The sequence below is a fragment of the Pseudomonas sp. NFPP12 genome (genome assembly GCF_900103205.1).
Taxonomy (GTDB): Bacteria; Pseudomonadota; Gammaproteobacteria; order Pseudomonadales; family Pseudomonadaceae; genus Aquipseudomonas; species Aquipseudomonas protegens.
Window position 1 is genome coordinate 1,108,581 of the sequence record NZ_FMWW01000001.1, and the last position, 18,515, is coordinate 1,127,095.

An 18,515-nucleotide genomic window follows, 5' to 3' on the forward strand; every position below is an offset into this window, starting at 1 on the left:
GCTATGGACCCTGCCATCACCATCGGCCTGCGCCTGGCCCTGTACCTGGACCTGATGCTGCTGTTCGGCCTGCTGCTCTTTCACACCCCCGCAGCCTGCCGGTCGCGGCACCTGCAACGCCTGGTGCCGGGCCTGGCGCTGCTTGGCCTGTTGCTATCGCTGGCCGCCATGCTGCAGCTGGCCCTGGACCTCAGCGGCTTGAGCCACGTCAGCGAGCTGCAGGCCCGGACGCTGTGGATGCTGTGGACGCAAACCGCCGTCGGCCAGAGCTGGGGCGTACGCCTGCTGATGCTGCTGGCGGTCCTGGCCCTGGCCGGCGATACCCGGGCATCCCACCGGCGCTGGATAGCGCTCGGCTGCGCAGGTATCGCCCTGGCAACCCTGGCCTGGGCCGGGCATGGCGCCATGAGTGAAGGGGCGCGACATGTTCTGCACCTGTTCAACGACATCCTCCACCTGTGGGCGGCCGGAGCCTGGATCGGCGCGCTGGCCGCGTTCCTCCTCTCGCTGCACAGCAGGAACCTACCCGGCGAAGCACAGGTACGCCTGCTGGCCAGTCGCCTCAGGGGGTTCGAACAGGCCGGTGGGCTGATCGTGTTCACGCTGCTGCTGAGCGGCATACTCAATCACTTGCTGGTCAGTGGTCCTGAGTTCTTCACCCTGCAGGACAGCCTCTATGGCTCGCTTTTGCTGCTCAAGCTACTGCTGTTCGCCGTCATGCTCGCGCTGGCCGCGCTCAACCGCTGGCACCTGACGCCACAACTGCAGCGCTCGCTCCAGACCGGCGACCACCGGCCAGCAATCGCCGCCCTGCGCCGCAGCCTGACACTGGAGGCATCGATGGCAGTACTGGTGCTCTGCCTGGTGGCCTGGCTGGGAATCCTGAGCCCGGAAAGCACCCGCAGTTAATTGGTATAACTTTGATACACAAGCCTCGCTCCTGGAGCGTTAAAAACCGCAAAATACATGACGATCCACGCAGGCCTCCCGGGCCTCCTCTTTTGATCAACACGAGACACTTCATGAAACACTCCCTGCGTCTGGCGGCCCTGTCCGCCCTGCTGATCGGCTCCCTGGCCCAGGCTGGAGAACTGATTCCCATCGACGTGCACCGCGACGCCAACTGCGGCTGCTGCAAAAAGTGGATCGAGCACCTGCAGGACAACGGCTTTGCCGTGACCGACCACGTGGAAAGCAACATGAGCGCGGTCAAACAGCGGCTCGGCGTCGCCCCGCGCCTGGGCTCCTGCCATACCGCGGTGATCGACGGCAAGTTCGTCGAGGGCCACGTGCCGGCCGAACAGGTGCTGGCCCTGCGCAAGCGCGATGACCTGCTGGGCATCGCCGCCCCGGGCATGCCCATGGGCTCCCCCGGGATGGAAATGGACGGCATGGGCGCCGATGCCTTCCAGGTCATTGGCCTGACCCGCGAGGGCAAGGACGTGGTCGTCGCGGACTACCCGGCCCGTTGATCTTCGGCGCCTACTTCGGCCTGTTCCTGGCGGCGTTCGGCGCCGCCACCCTGCTGCCCCTGCAATCGGAAGCGCTGCTGGTGGGGTTGCTGCACAACAGCCAACTGGCAGTGCTCGGGCTATGGCTGGTGGCGACCCTGGGCAATGTCCTGGGCTCGCTGGTCAACTGGTGGCTGGGCCAGCGCCTGGAACACTACAAGGAGCGCCGCTGGTTTCCGGTCAGCCCGCGTCACCTGGAGCGGGCCCGGGGGCCTTACCAACGCTATGGCCACTGGACGCTCCTGCTGAGCTGGATGCCGCTGATCGGCGATCCGCTGACCCTGGTGGCCGGCGTCATGGGCGAACCCCTCAAGCGCTTCCTGCTGCTGGTCACCCTGGCCAAGGGCGCGCGCTACGCCGTGCTGGCGTGGCTGACCCTGGGCTGGATCGGCTGAGCGCCCGCAGCTCCCCATCACCGCGCAGGAGCTGGCTTGCCAGCGAAAGCGCCCGCCCCGGCACCACCTGCCTCAAGGTCTTCCTAGTCGACAAGCCGGTGCCCAGGGTTTGCCTGTGGCTTAACCTCGCCCTAATCCGGCGGCTACAGCATCGCCCGCAACCTTGCGGAGTGTCCTTATGCCCCTTGCTACCCCTCGCTGGCTCAGTGCCTTGCTGCTGCCCCTGGCCCTGCCTGCCCTCGCCGCCCAGGCGCCGGTCTACGGTCCCGAACTGCAGGGCTTCGACTACCCCTATCCCTTGCAGCACTTCAGCTTTGTGTCCCAGGGCCAGGCACTGCAGATGGGCTATATGGATGTACCGCCCCAGAGCCCGGCCAACGGGCGCAGCCTGGTACTGATGCATGGCAAGAACTTCTGCGGCGCCACCTGGGAGGGCTCGATCAAGGCTCTGAGCGCCGCCGGCTACCGGGTGATAGTCCCGGACCAGATCGGCTTCTGTAGCTCCAGCAAGCCCGAACACTACCAGTACAGCTTCCAGCAACTGGCGCAGAACACCCATCAACTGCTGGCCAAGCTTGGCGTCAGCCAGGCCAGCCTGCTGGGCCATTCCACCGGTGGCATGCTGGCCACCCGCTACGCCCTGCAATACCCCGATCAGGTCCGGCAACTGGCCCTGGTCAACCCCATCGGCCTGGAAGACTGGAAAGCCCTGGGCGTGCCCTGGCGCAGCGTCGACCAGTGGTACCAGCGCGAGCTGAAGCAGACCACCGAGGGTATCCGCCGCTACGAGCAGCAGACCTATTACGCCGGCCGCTGGAAGGCCGAGTACCAGCGCTGGGTGGACATGCTAGCCGGCCTCAACCAGGGCCCCGGCAAGCGCCTGGTGGCGTGGAACTCGGCGCTGATCTACGACATGATCTTCAGCCAGCCGGTGTACTACGAATTCCAGGACCTGAAGATGCCGACCCTGCTGCTGATCGGCACCGCCGACACCACCGCCATCGGCAGCGATATCGCACCGCCCGAGGTCAAGGCGCGCATCGGCCACTACCAGGACCTGGGCAGAAAGGTGGCGCAGCGCATCCCCCATTCGACCCTGGTGCAGTTCCCGGGGCTGGGCCACGCACCGCAAATGGAACAACCCGAGCCTTTCCACCAGGCCCTGCTGGGCTGGTTGAAGCAACCCTGAGCCAGGAGCCCGAACATGGCACTAGAGATTGCGGTAATCGATGATTGGCAGGACGTAGCGCGCGAGGTAGTGGACTGGTCGGTGCTCGATAGCATCGGCCGGGTCAGCTTCCTTCACGACTACCCGGCAGACCCCGCCACCCTGGCCCGGCGCCTGCAACCGTTCCAGGTGATCTGCGTGATGCGCGAGCGCACCCGGTTCGATGAAACCCTGCTACGCAGCCTGCCGCAGCTCAAGCTGCTGCTCACCGGCGGCATGCGCAACGCCGCCATCGACCTCAAGGCGGCCAGCGCCCTGGGGATCCAGGTGTGCGGCACCGACAGCTACAAGCATGCCGCGCCGGAGCTGACCTGGGCCCTGCTCATGGCCCTGAGTCGCAACCTGCTGGGCGAAGCCTGCGCCCTGCGCGCAGGCGATTGGCAACAGGGCCTGGGGGGCGATCTGCACGGCAAGACCCTGGGCATTCTCGGCCTGGGCAGCATCGGCCAACGGGTGGCGCAATTCGGCCAGGTGTTCGGCATGCGGGTGATTGCCTGGAGCGAGAACCTCACCGCTGAACGCGCGACCGCGGCCGGCGTGACCCATGTCGACAAGCAGCAACTGTTCGAACAGGCCGATGTGCTCTCGGTGCACCTGGTGCTCAGCGAGCGCAGCCGTGGCCTGGTGGACGCCCAGGCCCTGGCGTGGATGAAGCCCGGGGCGCTGCTGGTCAATACCGCCCGCGGGCCGATTGTCGATGAAGCCGCGCTGATTGCCGCCCTGGAACAGGGCCGGCTGGCGGGGGCCGCACTGGATGTGTTCGACCAGGAACCCTTGCCTGCCGACCACCCCTTGCGGCGCTTGCCCAATGTTCTGGCCACGCCCCATGTCGGCTATGTCAGCCGGCAGAACTACCAGCAGTTCTTCGGCCAGATGATCGAAGACCTGCAAGCCTGGCACGCCGGCCAGCCGATCCGCCTGCTCAACTGAAAGCCCCCCGTGGCGATCGCCAGGCAAGGTCCTGCGCAGCTTTTCGCAGCCTCGCAGGTTCGGCGGCGACCAGGCTCGCAGGGACGCTGGGCGCAGGAGCCCGCCTGTGCCCGTTCTTTGGGCGGCGTCGCACCACAACGGCACCGGCCGCTGGCAGCCCCTCCCCATTTTCGCCCCCGGGCCGCAACGGCCCCGCTCCCGGGCAGTGCATGGCCGACCTTTCGTCGGGACGCGTTCGCCGCCCGCCCTGCCAACCCCGGGAAACGCCCACCTCCCCCGGCACCGCTCTAGGTTCTGTCCTAGACTGAATTTCGCACTGTGACCGGGCAGTCACATTCACCGAGAAAAAGTCGAAACTTTTCGCTTCGGCCCAAGGTCAGGTTAAAGGTAGGGTCGCTGCCACTGGTGCATTCCTTGCAACGGCTCCTCCACCCTTTCTGCTTCCACGCTCGAGCAGCGCAGGCTGATCGACGTGTGGCGCGTTTGCGCCCGGCCACAGGAATTGGCCACGCGCGGCGCTCGAGACACCAGAACAGATCAATAAAACGGGAGAGACACATGATCAGCGCCGTATTGGACACTCAGGGAGATCACCCTCAACAGCAGGCCGGCGACCGCGCCGCCCCCTCGGTTCCGGTCCCTGGGAACAAGACGGTGCTGCCGCTGGCGCGGCCCAATCCCAACCGCAAGCGAGTGCTGTTCGTCACCTCGGAAATCGCCGACCTGGTGAAAACCGGCGGCCTGGGCGACGTCTCTGCCGCCCTGCCCAGGGCCATGGCCCACCTGCACGATGTGCGGGTACTGATCCCCGGCTACCCCCAGGTGCTGCATAGCGAGAACCCGATCCACATCATCGGGGAGCTGGGTGGCCACGCGGCACTGCCGGCCTGCAAGATCGGGCGCATGGACATGCCCGACGGCCTGGTGATCTACGTGCTGATCTGCCCGGAACTCTACGAGCGCGAAGGCACGCCCTACGGCGCCAACAACGGCCGCGACTGGCCGGACAACCACATCCGCTTCGCCCGCCTGGGGCTGGCCGCCGCCGACATCGCGGCCAACCTGGCGCAGATCCACTGGTGCCCCGACCTGGTGCACGCCCATGACTGGCCCGCCGGGCTGGCGCCGGCCTACATGCACTGGCGCGGGCAACGCACGCCGACCCTGTTCACCATTCATAACCTGGCCTATCAGGGCGTGGTCAGCCTGGCCTCGTGCCCGGAACTGGGCATCCCCGAGCACGCCCTGCAACAGGAAGGCATGGAGTTCTACGGCAAGCTGTCGTTCCTCAAGGCCGGCATGGCCTACGCCAGCCACATCACCACGGTGAGCGCCACCTATGCCCAGGAAATCACCACCCCGGCCTTCGGTTGCGGGCTTGACGGGTTCCTCGCCAGCAAGACCCAACAGGGCCTGCTCAGCGGCATCCCCAACGGCATCGATGAAAGCTGGGACGCCGCCACCGACGCCCACCTGCTCACGCCTTTCAGCATTGGCGACTGGGACGGCAAGGCAGCCAACGCCGCCCATGTGCGGCAGATGTTCGGCCTCGACGCCTCCAGCGGCCCGCTGTTTGCCGTGGTCTCGCGGCTGGTCTACCAGAAAGGCCTGGACCTGACCGAAGCGGTGGCCGAGTTCATCGTGCAGTCCGGCGGCCAGATCGCCATCATCGGCCGCGGCGAGCCGGAGGAAGAACAGTCCATGCGCGCCCTGGCCCGGCGCTTCCCCGGCCGCATCGGGGTGCACATCGGCTTCAACGAGACCGACGCCCGGCGCATGTTCGCCGGCAGCGATTTCCTGCTCATGCCCTCGCGCTACGAGCCCTGCGGCCTGAGCCAGATGTATGCCCAGCGCTTCGGCTCGCTGCCGGTGGCGCGCAACACCGGCGGCCTGGCGGACACCATCGAGAACGGCGTCACCGGTTTCCTCTTCGACGAATCCACCGTGGCCAGCTACCAGGAAGCCCTGACCCGGGCCTTCAAGGTGTTCGCCTACCCGGCGCTGCTCAATGCCATGCGCTGCCGGGCCATGGCCGCGCCCTTCAACTGGTGCAAGGCGGTGGAACCCTACGCCGAACTCTACGAGCAACTGGTGGCCAAGGCCCTGGGACAGGCCGCCCGACAGTAAGAGGCAAGGACCGATGCCCTCAAGCACGCTGCACACCTGGACTCATGGCGCGCGGCTGCTGGATGCCGAGCACACCCGGTTCGCCCTGTGGGCGCCGGATGCGCGCTGCGTCAGCGTCGAACTGGCGGACGGCCAGTCGCTGCCCATGCAGCCCCAGCCAGAAGGCTGGTTCATGACCCAGGCGCGCTGCCCCGCGGGCAGCGCCTACCGTTTCAATATCGACGAGCGGATCCAGGTCCCCGACCCGGCGTCCCGGGCCCAGCTCGGTGATGTCCACGGGCCAAGCCTGGTGGTGGACCCCGAGCGCTATCAATGGCAGCACCCGCAGTGGCGCGGCCGGCCCTGGCACGAGGCGGTGATCTACGAACTCCACGTGGGGGTCATGGGCGGCTATCAGGCGGTGCAGCAAGCCCTGCCGGCCCTGGTGGAACTGGGGGTGACCGCCATCGAGCTGATGCCCCTGGCGGAGTTTCCCGGCGAACGCAACTGGGGCTACGACGGGGTGCTGCCCTACGCCCCGGAAGCCTCCTATGGTTCGCCCGACGAGCTGCGCGCGCTGATCGATACCGCCCATGGCCTGGGCCTGGCAGTGATCCTCGATGTGGTCTACAACCACTTCGGCCCCGACGGCAACTACCTGCAGGAGTACGCCCAGGGCTTCTTTCGCCAGGACCTGCACACCCCCTGGGGCGCTGCCATCGACTTTCGCCGCCCGCAGGTCAGCGAGTTCTTTATCGACAACGCCCTGATGTGGCTGCTGGAGTACCGTTTCGACGGCCTGCGCCTGGACGCGGTACACGCCATCGACGATCCGGATTTCCTGCGGCAACTGGCGCAGCGGGTCCGCCAGGCAGTGCCACCCGATCGCCATGTGTGGCTCAACCTGGAGAACGAGTTCAATCAGGCCAGCCTGCTGCAACAAGGCTTCGACGCACAGTGGAACGACGACGGCCACAACGCCCTGCATGTGCTGCTGACCGGCGAAACCGACGCCTACTACGCCGACTTCGCCGAGCAGCCCACTGAGCAACTGGCCCGCTGCCTGAGCCAGGGTTTCGCCTTCCAGGGCCATGCCAACCGCCATGGCGAGGCCCGCGGCGAACCCAGCGGGCACCTGCCGCCCAGCGCCTTTGTGCTGTTTCTGCAGAACCATGACCAGATCGGCAACCGGGCCTTTGGCGAACGCCTCAACCAGCTGGCGCCGACCCAGGCCCTGCACGCGGCCACGGTGCTGTTACTGCTGTCACCGATGATTCCGCTGCTGTTCATGGGCGACGAAGTGGCCGCCCAGGAACCATTCCTGTTCTTCACCAGCCACCAGGGCCAGTTGGCCGAAGCGGTGCGCGAGGGCCGGCGCAACGAATTCGCCGCCTTCAGTGCCTTTGCCGACGCCGGGCAGCGCCAGCGCATTCCCGACCCCAACGCGGCCTCGACCTTCCAGGCCTCGCGCCCACAGGCCCAGTCCCGACAGGCCGAGGCCACCCGCGAGCTGTATCGCAGCCTGTTGCAGATCCGCCACCGCGAGCTGGTTCCGCGCCTGCCCGGCGCCCGGGCCCTGGGCTGCCAGGTACTGGCCGAGGGCGCCCTGAGTGCGCGCTGGCGCCTGGGGGACGGCAGCCTGTTGCGCATCGACCTCAACCTCGGCCCGCATCAGGTCGAACTGGCCGCCGAGGCCGCACCGCAGTTGTGCTTCGAATACCCGCCGCACACCCTCAAGCACTGGTGCCAGGGCCAACTGCCCGCCTACAGCGTGCTGGTGCTGCTGGCCCCCACCTCTTCCCCGACCGACCCAGATGGAGAATGCCTATGAGCGATGCGCAACTGGAACTGCTTGCCAGCCGCGCCGGCCTGGCAGTGGACTGGATCGATGCCAACGGCCGTGCCCAGAAGGTCGAGGACCGGGTCCTGCGGGCTGTCCTGGCCGGCCTGGGGCATCCGGCCGAAGACCCGCAGCAGGTCGAACAGAGCCTGCTGCAATTGCAAGGGGTGCAACAGAGCCGGCACCTGCCACCGCTGCTGACCGCCGACCACGGCCAGAGCCTGGACCTGGCGCGCTACTTCCCCCCGCACACGGCCTGTGTCCTGCGGCTGGAGGATGGCAGCCCGCTGCACCTGGACCTGGATGCCGAGAGCCGGCTGCCGGGCTCGATTCCGGTGGGTTACCACGCCGTGAGTATCGACGACGAACACTTTGTCCTGGCAGTGGCCCCCGAACGCTGCTTCAGCGTGGCCGACGCCGTGCACCAGCCCACCCCGCGGGCCTGGGGCCTGAGCGTGCAGCTGTACGCCCTGCGCCGCCCCGGCGATGGCGGCTTCGGCGATACCCAGGCCCTGGAAGAACTGGCGCGCCAGGCCGCCGAACGCGGTGCCGATGCCCTGGCCATCAGCCCGCTGCACGCCATGTTCAGCAGCGACCCGCTGCGCTACAGCCCCTATTCGCCTTCCAGCCGGCTGTTCCTCAACAGCCTGTATGCCGCCCCTGGCGCGATCCTCGGCGACCGCGCCTGGCGCACCGCGATCGAAGCCTGTGGCCTGGGCGAACAACTGCAGGACCTGGAACAGTTGCCGCTGATCGACTGGCCCCTGGCGGCCCAGGCCAAGTTGCGGGCACTGCGGGCGCTGTATGAAGGCTTCTGCCAGGGCGAGCACCCGCTGCACGAGGACTTCGCCAGCTACCGCCGGGCAGCCGGCGAAGCCCTGGAAAACCACTGCCGCTTCGAAGCCATCCAGGCCCAGCGCGCCGCCCGTGGCGAGGACCTGGACTGGCGTCACTGGCCGCCGCAGTGGCGTGATCCAGCCAGCCCGGCCCTGGCTCATTTCGCCGAGGAACAGGCCCACGAAATCAGCTTCCATGCCTTTTGCCAGTGGCTGATCGCCCGCAGCCTGGAGCGAGCGCAAAGCGCGGCCCGCAGCGGCGGCATGGGCATCGGCCTGATCGCCGACCTGGCGGTGGGCGCCGACGGCGGCGGCAGCCAGGCCTGGAGCCGCCAGGAGCAGTTACTGGCCAACCTGACGGTGGGCGCGCCACCGGACATCCTCAACCGCCAGGGCCAGAGCTGGGGCATATCGGCCTTTTCCCCGGAAGGCCTGCAACGCCACGGTTTCCGCGCCTTCATCGAAATGCTCAGGGCCAACTTCGCCCATGCCGGGGGCCTGCGCATCGACCATGTGATGGGCCTGCAACGGCTGTGGGTGATTCCCCTGGGCGCGCCCCCCAGCGATGGCGCCTACCTCTATTACCCGGTGGACGACCTGCTGCGCCTGCTGACCCTGGAATCCCATCGCCACCAGGCCATAGTGCTGGGCGAAGACCTGGGCACAGTGCCTGACGGGCTGCGGGAAAAACTCGCCGCCCGGGCCATGCTCGGCATGCGTGTGCTTTTGTTCGAACAGGACCACGGCTGCCACTTCAAGCCCATCCTCGACTGGCCGGACAACGCCCTGGCCACCACCAGCACCCATGACCTGCCGACCCTCAACGGCTGGTGGCATGGCCGCGACATCGACTGGAACCAGCGCCTGGGCCTGGTGGACGAAGCGGCGGCGCGGCACTGGCGCGAACACCGCCAGCACGAACGCAACGGCCTGCGCCACGCTCTGGCCCAGGACCCGCAGAACTTTCGCGAGGAAAGCCACGAGGCCGACCAGGTGGTAGACGCCAGCGTGCGTTTCCTCGGCCACACCCGGGCGCCCCTGGTGCTGCTGCCCCTGGAGGACGCCCTGGGCATCGACGAACAGGCCAACCTGCCCGGCACCCTCGACAGCCACCCCAACTGGCGCCGACGCCTGGCCACTGCCAGCCGGCGCCTGCTGGACGACAGCGACGCTGCGCGGCGCCTGGAGCTGCTGGCCTGTGCCCGACAGCAGGCCCTGGAGCGTGACCGATGAGCCCGCCAGCCACGCCAATGCCACGGGCCACCCTGCGCCTGCAATTTCACCAGGGCTTCACCCTGGATCATGCGCTGCCCCTGGTGCCCTACTTCGCCGGCCTGGGCCTCAGCCACCTCTACGCCTCGCCACTGCTCTGCGCGCGGGCCGGTTCCATGCACGGCTACGACGTGGTGGACCCCACCCGGGTCAACCCCGAGCTGGGGGGCGAGGCGGCCCTGGTACGGCTGGTGGATGCCCTGCGCCAGCACGGCATGGGCCTGATCCTGGATATCGTCTCCAACCACATGGCGGTGGGCGGCAATGACAACCCCTGGTGGCTGGACCTGCTGCAATGGGGGCGCCTGAGCCCGTACGGTGAGTTCTTCGATATCCAGTGGCACTCCCCGGACCCGCTGATGGAAGGCCAGTTGTTGCTGCCCTTCCTCGGCAGCGACTATGGGCAGGCCTTGCAGGAAGGCAGCCTGCAACTGCAACTGGACGACGATCGCTGCGGTTTCCATGTTCGCCACTATGAACACTGCTTCCCCATCTGCCCCGCCGACTTCGGGGAACTGCTACGCCTCGCCGGCCCGCCGGATGCCGCCCAGGCCCTCAAGCCCCTGGCCGACAGCTTTGCCGCCCTGCGTTTCAGCGGCGACGCCCACGCCCAGGCACAACCGCTGCAGCAGGCCCTGGGCCAACTGTTGCAGCAACCGGCGCTGCACCAGGCCGTCACCGCCCACCTGCAAGGCTACGACTCACGCCACGACGAAGGTTTCCAGCGCCTGCACCATCTGCTGGAGCAACAGAGCTATCGCCTGGCCAGCTGGCGCACCGCCGCCGACGACATCAACTGGCGACGCTTCTTCGACGTCAACGAGCTGGGCGGGCTGCGGGTCGAGCGCCCGGCGGTGTTCGAAGCCACCCACGGCAAGATCTTCGAGCTGATCCAGCGTGGCCTGGTGGACGGCCTGCGCATCGACCATATCGACGGCCTGGCCGACCCGCGCAGCTATTGCCGCAAACTGCGGCGCCGGATCGACCGCCTGCGCCCGGGCCAGCACCTGCCGATCTACGTCGAGAAGATCCTCGGCGCCGGGGAAACCCTGCACCGCGACTGGGGCGTGGATGGCAGCACCGGCTATGAGTTCATGAACCAACTGTCGCTGCTGCAGCAGGCCCCTGCAGGCCAGCCGGTGCTGGCCGAACTGTGGAGCCGGCACAGCCAGCGCCCCGCGGCGTTCGCCGAAGAGGCACTGCTGGCCCGTCAGCAGATTCTCAACGGCTCCCTGGCCAGCGATTTTGAAAGCGTGGCCCAGGCCCTGTTGCAGGTGGCGCGCCTGGACCTGATGAGCCGCGACCTGACCCTGGGGGCCATCCGCCGCGCCTTGCAGGAACTGATCGTGCACTTCCCGGTGTACCGCACCTATATCAGCGCCTGTGGCCGCGGGCAGCAGGACCAGCAGTTGTTCCAGCAGGCCCTGGAAGGCGCACGACAGAGCCTGGGCGAGGCCGACAGGCCGGTGCTCGACTACCTGGAGCGCTGGCTCGGCGGCCAGGGCTGGCGCCAGCAGCCCCCGGGCCGTGGGCGCAAGCTGCTGCGCCACGCCTGCGTGCGTTTCCAGCAACTGACTTCGCCCGCCGCGGCCAAGGCCGTGGAAGACACCGCCTTCTACCGCTCGGCGGTACTGCTGGCGCGCAACGACGTGGGCTTCGACAGCGAACAGTTCAGTGCACCGATCGCCGCCTTCCACACGGCCTGCCAGCAACGCCTGGCCAGCTTCCCCGACAACCTGCTGACCAGCGCCACCCACGACCACAAACGGGGCGAGGACAGCCGCGCGCGCCTGGCAGTGCTCAGCGAACGGGCCCCCTGGTATGCCGCCCAGGTGGAACACTGGCGCACCCTGGCCGCGCCCCTGCGCCAGCATGAGGATGCGCCTTCGGCGGGGGACGAACTGATCCTTTACCAGACCCTGCTGGGCAGTTGGCCCCTGGAACTGGCTGCCGAGGATCAGGCGGCCCTGCAAGGCTATGGACAAAGGATCTGGCAATGGCAGCTCAAGGCCCTGCGCGAGGCCAAGCTGCAAAGCAGCTGGGCGGCGCCCAACGCAGAATACGAAGAGGCCGTGCAGGCCTTTGTCCAGGCCCTGCTGCTGGCGCCCCAGGGCCTGGCATTGCGCCAGTCGATTGCCGCGGCGGCCCGGGCCATTGCCCCGGCGGGCGCCCTCAACAGCCTGGCGCAAACCTTGCTGCGCATGACCGTGCCTGGGGTCCCCGACCTGTACCAGGGCAACGAGTTCTGGGATTTCAGCCTGGTGGACCCGGATAACCGCCGACCGGTGGATTACCCGGCCCGGCAGGCGGCCCTGGACAGCGGCGGCGAACCACGCCAATGGCTGGCCCAGTGGCACGACGGACGCATCAAGCAGGCCGTGATCGCCCGCACCCTGAACCTGCGTGGCCAGTACCCGGAGCTGTTTCGTCGGGGCCGCTACCAGCCGCTGCCGGTGCTTGGCCAGCATGCCGGGCGGGTCCTGGCGTTCATGCGCGAGCACGGTGCACAACGGGCAGTGGTGATAGTGCCGGTGCAGGTCGCCGGCCTGCTGGGGGATCGCGCAATGCCCTTGATCGAGGCGCCGCTGTGGGGCGATACCCGGGTGCAGCTACCGTTCGACGCCTCGGGGCAAAAGCTGAATGGACTTTTTTCCACGGTGGCAGTCACACCCCACAGGGAGCTGATGCTTAGCGCCGCACTGCAAGACTTTGCGCTCAACCTTTTGATTCAACCTTGAATTCAGTCCAGGAGCATTGCGATGAGTACCGACGACAAACGCATTCGTGAATTCGCTTATCAGATCTGGGAGTCGGAAGGTAAGCCAGAGGGCCAGGAAGCCCGGCACTGGGACATGGCCCGCAAGCTCGCCGAGGCCGAAGCCCTGGCTCCAAGCACGCCACCCAAGGCCGGCAAGGCCAAGCCTGCCACCGGAAAGCCCGCCGCCAAGAGCGCGGCCAAGCCCAAGGCCAAGTCGGCCGCCGCCGTGGTAGTGCCCCCGGGAGAAAAACCCGCTGCGGCGAAGAAGCCCCGGGCGCCGCGCAAACCGCCGGCCAACTGACACCCGCCGGCCATCTCGTCCTCGTCAACCCGTGGCGCGCCCGCGCGCCATAAGGGTCGCGTTCGCCCTGAAGAAAGGGCCCGGCCCGTCACCGTCTCACTGCAGGAGCAACCATGAGCAGATCCAAGCAGCCCGCCGCCACTCCCGAGAGCGAACCCTCGCGCATTCGTGAAGGCCTGCCCTTCCCCCTCGGCGCCACCTGGGACGGCCTGGGGGTCAACTTCGCGCTGTTCTCGGCCAATGCCACCAAGGTCGAGCTCTGTGTGTTCGATGATGCCGGCGAAGTGGAACTCGAACGCATCGAACTTCCGGAATACACCGACGAAATCTTCCACGGCTACCTGCCCGACGCTCACCCGGGGCTGATCTACGGCTACCGCGTGCACGGCCCCTACGACCCGGCCAACGGTCACCGTTTCAACCCCAACAAACTGCTGATCGACCCCTATGCCAAGCAACTGGTGGGCGAGCTGAAATGGTCCGAGGCGCTGTTCGGCTACACCATCGGCCACCCGGATGCCGACCTCAGTTTCGACGAGCGCGACAGCGCGCCCTTCGTGCCCAAGTGCAAGGTCATCGACCCGGCCCACACCTGGGGCAACGACCAGCGGGTCAGCGTGCCCTGGGACAAGACCATCATCTATGAGACCCATGTGCGCGGCTTCACCATGCGCCACCCTTCGGTGCCCGAGAACCTGCGGGGCAGCTTCGCCGGGCTGATGGTGGACGACGTGCTGGAGCACATCCGCAAGCTCGGGGTGTCGTCGGTGGAGCTGCTGCCGATCCACGCCTTCGTCAACGACCAGCACCTGCTGCACAAGGGCATGACCAACTACTGGGGCTACAACAGCATCGCCTTCTTCGCCCCCGACCCGCGCTACCTGGCCAGCGGCAAGATCGCCGAATTCAAGGAAATGGTCGCCCACCTGCACGAAGCCGGGCTGGAGGTGATCCTGGACGTGGTCTACAACCACACCGCCGAAGGCAACGAGCAAGGCCCGACCCTGTCCATGCGCGGTATCGACAACGCCTCCTACTACCGCCTGATGCCCGACGACAAGCGCTTCTACATCAACGATTCGGGCACCGGCAACACCCTGGACCTGAGCCACCCCTGCGTGTTGCAGATGGTCACCGACTCGCTGCGCTACTGGGCCACGGAAATGCACGTGGACGGCTTCCGCTTCGACCTGGCGACCATTCTCGGGCGTTACCACGACGGTTTCGACGAGCGCCACAGCTTCCTCGTGGCCTGCCGCCAGGACCCGGTGCTGCGCCAGGTGAAGATGATCGCCGAACCCTGGGACTGCGGCCCCGGCGGCTATCAGGTGGGCAACTTCCCGCCGGGCTGGGTGGAATGGAACGATCGCTTTCGCGACACCGTGCGCGCCTTCTGGAAGGGCGATGACGGCCAGCTGGCGGATTTTGCCGGGCGCATGACCGCCTCCGGCGAGATGTTCAACCAGCGCGGCCGCCGGCCCTACGCCTCGGTCAACTTCGTCACTGCCCACGACGGTTTCACCCTGCACGACCTGGTGTCCTACAACGACAAGCACAACGAAGCCAACGACGAGAACAACCAGGACGGCAGCAACAACAACCTGTCCTGGAACCACGGTGTCGAAGGCCCCAGCGACGACCCCGAGATCAACACCCTGCGCCTGCGCCAGATGCGCAACTTCTTCGCCACCCTGCTACTGGCCCAAGGCACGCCGATGGTGGTGGCCGGCGACGAATTCGCCCGCACCCAGCACGGCAACAACAACGCCTACTGCCAGGACAGCGAGATCGGCTGGGTCAACTGGGAGCTGGATAACGACGGCAAGTCCCTGCTCAAGTTCGTCAAGCGCCTGATCAAGCTGCGCCTGAGCTACCCGATCCTGCGGCGTGGGCGCTTCCTGGTGGGCAGCTACAACGAGGACATCGGGGTCAAGGACGTCACCTGGCTGGCCCCCGACGGCAGCGAGATGACCACCGAGCACTGGCAGGACCCCCATGGTCGCTGCCTGGGCATGCTGCTGGACGGCCGCGCCCAGGAAACCGGGATCCGCCGCCCCGGTGCCGACGCCACCCTGCTGCTGGTGGTCAACGCCCACCACGACATCGTCAACTTCCGCCTGCCTGAGGTGCCCGCCGGGGAGTTCTGGACCTGCATGCTCGACACCAACCAGCCGGCGGTGCGCGGCCAGGAACGCTTTGCCTTCGGCCACGAGTATTCGGTGACCGGGCGCTCCCTGCTGCTGTTCGAACTGCAACATGAGGAAGAAGACTGAACATGGACCTGCAAGGCTTCCTGCATCACTCCCCCGACCTGGGGCACGCCGACACCCGCGCCCTGGGCCTGTGCCTAGGAGCCCTGGTGGGCGCCGGGCTCGACCGCCTGCCACTGCCCGCCGGGGGCGCCACCCTGCAACGCTGGCAGGCCCTGGCCAGGGTCGCCGGCCATGACCTGGGCCTGTGCAAGCTCTACGAGGGGCACACCGACGCCCTGGCGATCATGGCGGAACTGGGCTGCCCCGTGCCCCCCGGCACCACCTGGGGCACCTGGGCCGCGGAGCCGCCCCAGGCCCGGGTGCACGCCGTTGCCGATGGCCCGCACTGCCGGCTCAGCGGCACCAAGGCCTGGTGCTCGGGGGCCGAGGTGCTCAGCCATGCCCTGCTCACCGCCTGGGACGCCGACGGCCACCAACGCCTGGTGGCGGTGGCCCTGGACCAGCCCGGGGTGCAGGTCGAGAGCGGCAGCTGGCAAGCGGTGGGCATGGCCAGTACCGGCAGCCAGCGGGTTGACTTCCACGAGGCTCGTGGCCAATGGGTCGGCGGGCCGGATGACTACCTGCAGCGCCCGGGCTTCTGGCAAGGCGCCATCGGCATCGCCGCCTGCTGGCTGGGGGCCGCCCAGGCCATCGCACGCCCCCTGCGCGAACACTGCGCCAAACGCGACGAGCCCCATGCCCTGGCCCACCTGGGGGCAGTGGACAGCGCCCTGCATCAGGCCGCCTGTGTGCTGCGCCACAGTGCCCGGCAGTTGGATCAGGCGCCCCAGGCCAACTGCCAGTTGCTGGCCCGGCGCGCCCGGGCGGTGACCGAGGCCAGCGTCGACAGCGTGCTGCACCACGTCGGCCGGGCGCTGGGCGCCGGCCCCTATTGCCTGGACCGGCACTTCGCCCGGCTGCTGGCGGACCTGCCGGTGTTCATCCGCCAGAGCCATGCCGAGCGTGACCTGGCCATTCTCGGTCAACAGCTGGCCAACGCCGCCCACGCTGCAGCGGACCCGGGAGGATGGCAACTGTGAAAGCCAATCCGATTGTCGGTCGCGGCACCTCGCTGCGGGCCTGGCAGGCTTCCTCGCAACTGCAGGCCATGGCCGCGGTGGATATTCGAACCCTGGTCCCGCAAGGAGCGCGGGCGGTGATTGTGGCCCCGCACCCGGACGATGAAATCCTCGGCTGTGGCGGCCTCCTGCAACTGCTGGCGGCGCAGGGGCGCGAGCTGCTGCTGATTTCGGTCACCGATGGTTGCGCCAGCCATCCCGGCTCCCGGCGCTGGCCGGTGCAGCGCCTGAGCCAGGTGCGACCCCAGGAGTCCGCTGAAGGCTTGCGCCGCCTGGGCCTGCCGCTGCAGCGCATCACCTGGCTGCGCGCGGGCTTCGAGGACAGCCGCGTCGCCCGGGACGAAGCCGCCCTGACGCAGTTCATCCAGGGTTGCCTGCGCGCCGGTGACGTGCTGTTCAGCACCTGGTGCGAGGACGGCCACTGCGACCACGAAGCCGTGGGCCGGGCCTGCGCCCTGGCCGCCCGGGCCGCGGGCGCGAGCCTCAAGGAACTGCCGATCTGGACCTGGCACTGGGCCGATCCCGAGGGCCGGCAGCTGCCCTGGGAGCGTGCCCGCAAGGTGCTGCTCAGCCCCGCCCAGGTGGCCCGCAAGCGCCATGCCATCCACGCCTTTGCCAGCCAACTGGAGGGCGACCCGCAGATCGGCCTGGCGCCCGTGCTGGCACCGCACATCATCGAGCGTCTGCTGCAACCTTTTGAGGTGGTGTTCCTATGAGTGTCGACAGTCGCTATTTCGAAGGGCTGTTCGCCCGGGACCAGGACCCCTGGGCCTTTCGCCAGCGCTGGTATGAACAGCGCAAACGTGCAATCACCCTGGCCAGCCTGCCGCGCCGCCACTACCGGAGCATTTTCGAACCCGGCTGTGCCAACGGCGAACTCAGCGCCGAACTGGCCAGCCGCTGCGACAGCCTGCTGGCCTACGACACCGCGCGCAATGCGGTGGACCTGGCCCGGCAGCGCTTGCACTCCTTCCCCAACGCCCGGGTGGAACACGGCCGCCTGCCCCAGGACTGGCCCAAGGGGCCCTTCGATCTGATCGTCATCAGCGAGATCGGCTATTACCTGGACGCCGCCGACCTGGCGCAACTGGTGGCACGGGCCCTGGGCTCCCTGGCCGCTGATGGCCAGCTACTGGCCTGCCACTGGCGCCCGCCCATTGCCGAGTGCCCCCTGGATGCCGGACAAGTGCACGAACTGCTCCATCGCCATTTGCAACTGCCACGCTTGCTGGAGCACCAGGAAGCGGACTTTCTCCTCGACCTCTGGGGCCGCGAAGCGGATTCGGTCGCGACCCTGGAGGGCCTGCGATGATCGGAGTGGTGATACCCGCCCATAACGAGGAGCAACTGCTGGCCGACTGCCTGCGCTGCGCCCTGAAAGCCGCCAGCCACCCCGAGCTCAATGAAGACGTGGCGATCCTGGTGGTGCTCGACAGCTGCTCCGACGGTTCTCTGGACATTGCCCGCCAGTTCGCCGTGCAACACCTGCAATTGCAGGTGCGCAATGTCGGACGGGCACGGGCCGCGGGCGCGCAACTGCTGCTGCAGGCCGGCGCCCGCTGGCTGTCCTGTACCGATGCCGACAGCCGCGTACCCGAAGACTGGCTGGTAGCCCAGCTGGCCCTGGGCGCCGACGCCGTCTGCGGCACCGTCACCGTCGACCGCTGGAGCGAAGGCTTCGAACCCCAGGCCCGGATCCGCTATCACGACGCCTACCAGGACGACGATGGCCACCGGCACATCCATGGCGCCAACCTCGGCATCAGCGCTGCAGCCTATGTCCGCGCCGGCGGCTTCGAGGCCCTGGCCTGCCACGAGGATGTGCAGCTGGTGCGGCAGTTGCAGCGCTGCGGCGCCAGCATCGCCTGGAGCCGGCATCCGCAAGTGATCACCAGCGGGCGCCTGGATTCGCGGGCCAAAGGTGGGTTCGGCGATTACCTCAAGCGCCTGAACGAACCTTGCGCAGGGCTGTGAAGTACAGCATGGCATTGGTCAGTGCGCCTCCCC

15 protein-coding genes are annotated in these 18,515 nt (G+C 67.8%); all 15 read left to right on the forward strand.

Annotated elements, in window-relative coordinates; genetic code table 11:
* Nucleotides 1-3: 3 nt before the first annotated feature.
* The 15 genes from copD (at nt 4) to BLS75_RS04795 (ending at nt 18,482) form a co-directional block, all read left to right on the forward strand.
* Complete coding sequence (copD, locus tag BLS75_RS04725; RefSeq protein ID WP_072450448.1) at nt 4-909, forward strand: copper homeostasis membrane protein CopD; 906 nt, start codon at nt 4-6, stop codon at nt 907-909.
* A 113-nt stretch (nt 910-1,022) separates the two neighbouring features.
* Entirely contained in the window at nt 1,023-1,472 is a 450-nt protein-coding gene (locus tag BLS75_RS04730; RefSeq protein ID WP_072450449.1) for a DUF411 domain-containing protein, read from the forward strand.
* On the forward strand, nt 1,469-1,906 hold the full coding sequence (locus BLS75_RS04735) for a YqaA family protein (protein WP_011061179.1): 438 nt from the start codon (nt 1,469-1,471) through the stop codon (nt 1,904-1,906). Before BLS75_RS04730 ends, BLS75_RS04735 begins: the two co-directional genes overlap by 4 nt.
* 178 nt (nt 1,907-2,084) lie before the next feature.
* Nucleotides 2,085-3,095, forward strand: a complete 1,011-nt coding sequence (locus BLS75_RS04740) for an alpha/beta fold hydrolase (protein ID WP_072450451.1) — start codon at nt 2,085-2,087, stop codon at nt 3,093-3,095.
* A gap of 15 nt (nt 3,096-3,110) precedes the next feature.
* Nucleotides 3,111-4,064 (forward strand): D-2-hydroxyacid dehydrogenase family protein, encoded by a 954-nt coding sequence (locus BLS75_RS04745; RefSeq protein WP_072450452.1) that lies wholly within the window; start codon nt 3,111-3,113, stop codon nt 4,062-4,064.
* Nucleotides 4,065-4,622: 558 nt separating this feature from the next.
* Nucleotides 4,623-6,191, forward strand: coding sequence for a glycogen synthase GlgA (gene glgA / locus BLS75_RS04750; RefSeq protein ID WP_011061176.1), 1,569 nt, complete (start codon nt 4,623-4,625; stop codon nt 6,189-6,191).
* Between the two features lie 13 nt (nt 6,192-6,204).
* Nucleotides 6,205-8,001, forward strand: a complete 1,797-nt coding sequence (gene treZ / locus BLS75_RS04755; protein ID WP_072450453.1) for a malto-oligosyltrehalose trehalohydrolase — start codon at nt 6,205-6,207, stop codon at nt 7,999-8,001.
* Complete coding sequence (gene malQ, locus BLS75_RS04760; protein ID WP_072450454.1) at nt 7,998-10,079, forward strand: 4-alpha-glucanotransferase; 2,082 nt, start codon at nt 7,998-8,000, stop codon at nt 10,077-10,079. Before treZ ends, malQ begins: the two co-directional genes overlap by 4 nt.
* Nucleotides 10,076-12,856 carry a malto-oligosyltrehalose synthase gene (locus tag BLS75_RS04765; RefSeq protein ID WP_072450456.1) on the forward strand — a complete coding sequence of 927 codons (2,781 nt, stop codon included), beginning with the start codon at nt 10,076-10,078 and terminating at the stop codon, nt 12,854-12,856. The genes malQ and BLS75_RS04765 overlap by 4 nt, the downstream gene beginning before the upstream one ends.
* Nucleotides 12,857-12,877: 21 nt before the next feature.
* Entirely contained in the window at nt 12,878-13,177 is a 300-nt protein-coding gene (locus tag BLS75_RS04770) for a DUF2934 domain-containing protein (RefSeq protein ID WP_015635523.1), read from the forward strand.
* A 113-nt stretch (nt 13,178-13,290) separates the two neighbouring features.
* Nucleotides 13,291-15,450 (forward strand): glycogen debranching protein GlgX, encoded by a 2,160-nt coding sequence (gene glgX / locus BLS75_RS04775; protein ID WP_072450458.1) that lies wholly within the window; start codon nt 13,291-13,293, stop codon nt 15,448-15,450.
* 2 nt (nt 15,451-15,452) lie between these two features.
* Nucleotides 15,453-16,469, forward strand: coding sequence for an acyl-CoA dehydrogenase family protein (locus BLS75_RS04780; protein ID WP_072450460.1), 1,017 nt, complete (start codon nt 15,453-15,455; stop codon nt 16,467-16,469).
* Nucleotides 16,466-17,224: a PIG-L deacetylase family protein gene (locus BLS75_RS04785; RefSeq protein WP_072450462.1), complete on the forward strand. Its 759-nt coding sequence runs from the start codon at nt 16,466-16,468 to the stop codon at nt 17,222-17,224. Before BLS75_RS04780 ends, BLS75_RS04785 begins: the two co-directional genes overlap by 4 nt.
* Complete coding sequence (locus tag BLS75_RS04790; protein ID WP_072450463.1) at nt 17,221-17,820, forward strand: class I SAM-dependent methyltransferase; 600 nt, start codon at nt 17,221-17,223, stop codon at nt 17,818-17,820. Before BLS75_RS04785 ends, BLS75_RS04790 begins: the two co-directional genes overlap by 4 nt.
* Nucleotides 17,817-18,482 (forward strand): glycosyltransferase family 2 protein, encoded by a 666-nt coding sequence (locus tag BLS75_RS04795; RefSeq protein WP_072450465.1) that lies wholly within the window; start codon nt 17,817-17,819, stop codon nt 18,480-18,482. Before BLS75_RS04790 ends, BLS75_RS04795 begins: the two co-directional genes overlap by 4 nt.
* Nucleotides 18,483-18,515: the final 33 nt, after the last annotated feature.

What these genes read in the sequence shown, in the direction of transcription:
- BLS75_RS04780 (WP_072450460.1), top strand. Translation starts at nt 15,453, where the DNA reads ATGGACCTGCAAGGCTTCCTGCATCACTCCCCCGACCTGGGGCACGCC.
- treZ (WP_072450453.1), top strand. Translation starts at nt 6,205, where the DNA reads ATGCCCTCAAGCACGCTGCACACCTGGACTCATGGCGCGCGGCTGCTG.
- BLS75_RS04790 (WP_072450463.1), top strand. Translation starts at nt 17,221, where the DNA reads ATGAGTGTCGACAGTCGCTATTTCGAAGGGCTGTTCGCCCGGGACCAG.
- BLS75_RS04770 (WP_015635523.1), top strand. Translation starts at nt 12,878, where the DNA reads ATGAGTACCGACGACAAACGCATTCGTGAATTCGCTTATCAGATCTGG.
- BLS75_RS04765 (WP_072450456.1), top strand. Translation starts at nt 10,076, where the DNA reads ATGAGCCCGCCAGCCACGCCAATGCCACGGGCCACCCTGCGCCTGCAA.
- malQ (WP_072450454.1), top strand. Translation starts at nt 7,998, where the DNA reads ATGAGCGATGCGCAACTGGAACTGCTTGCCAGCCGCGCCGGCCTGGCA.
- BLS75_RS04740 (WP_072450451.1), top strand. Translation starts at nt 2,085, where the DNA reads ATGCCCCTTGCTACCCCTCGCTGGCTCAGTGCCTTGCTGCTGCCCCTG.
- BLS75_RS04730 (WP_072450449.1), top strand. Translation starts at nt 1,023, where the DNA reads ATGAAACACTCCCTGCGTCTGGCGGCCCTGTCCGCCCTGCTGATCGGC.
- BLS75_RS04795 (WP_072450465.1), top strand. Translation starts at nt 17,817, where the DNA reads ATGATCGGAGTGGTGATACCCGCCCATAACGAGGAGCAACTGCTGGCC.
- glgA (WP_011061176.1), top strand. Translation starts at nt 4,623, where the DNA reads ATGATCAGCGCCGTATTGGACACTCAGGGAGATCACCCTCAACAGCAG.
- glgX (WP_072450458.1), top strand. Translation starts at nt 13,291, where the DNA reads ATGAGCAGATCCAAGCAGCCCGCCGCCACTCCCGAGAGCGAACCCTCG.
- copD (WP_072450448.1), top strand. Translation starts at nt 4, where the DNA reads ATGGACCCTGCCATCACCATCGGCCTGCGCCTGGCCCTGTACCTGGAC.
- BLS75_RS04745 (WP_072450452.1), top strand. Translation starts at nt 3,111, where the DNA reads ATGGCACTAGAGATTGCGGTAATCGATGATTGGCAGGACGTAGCGCGC.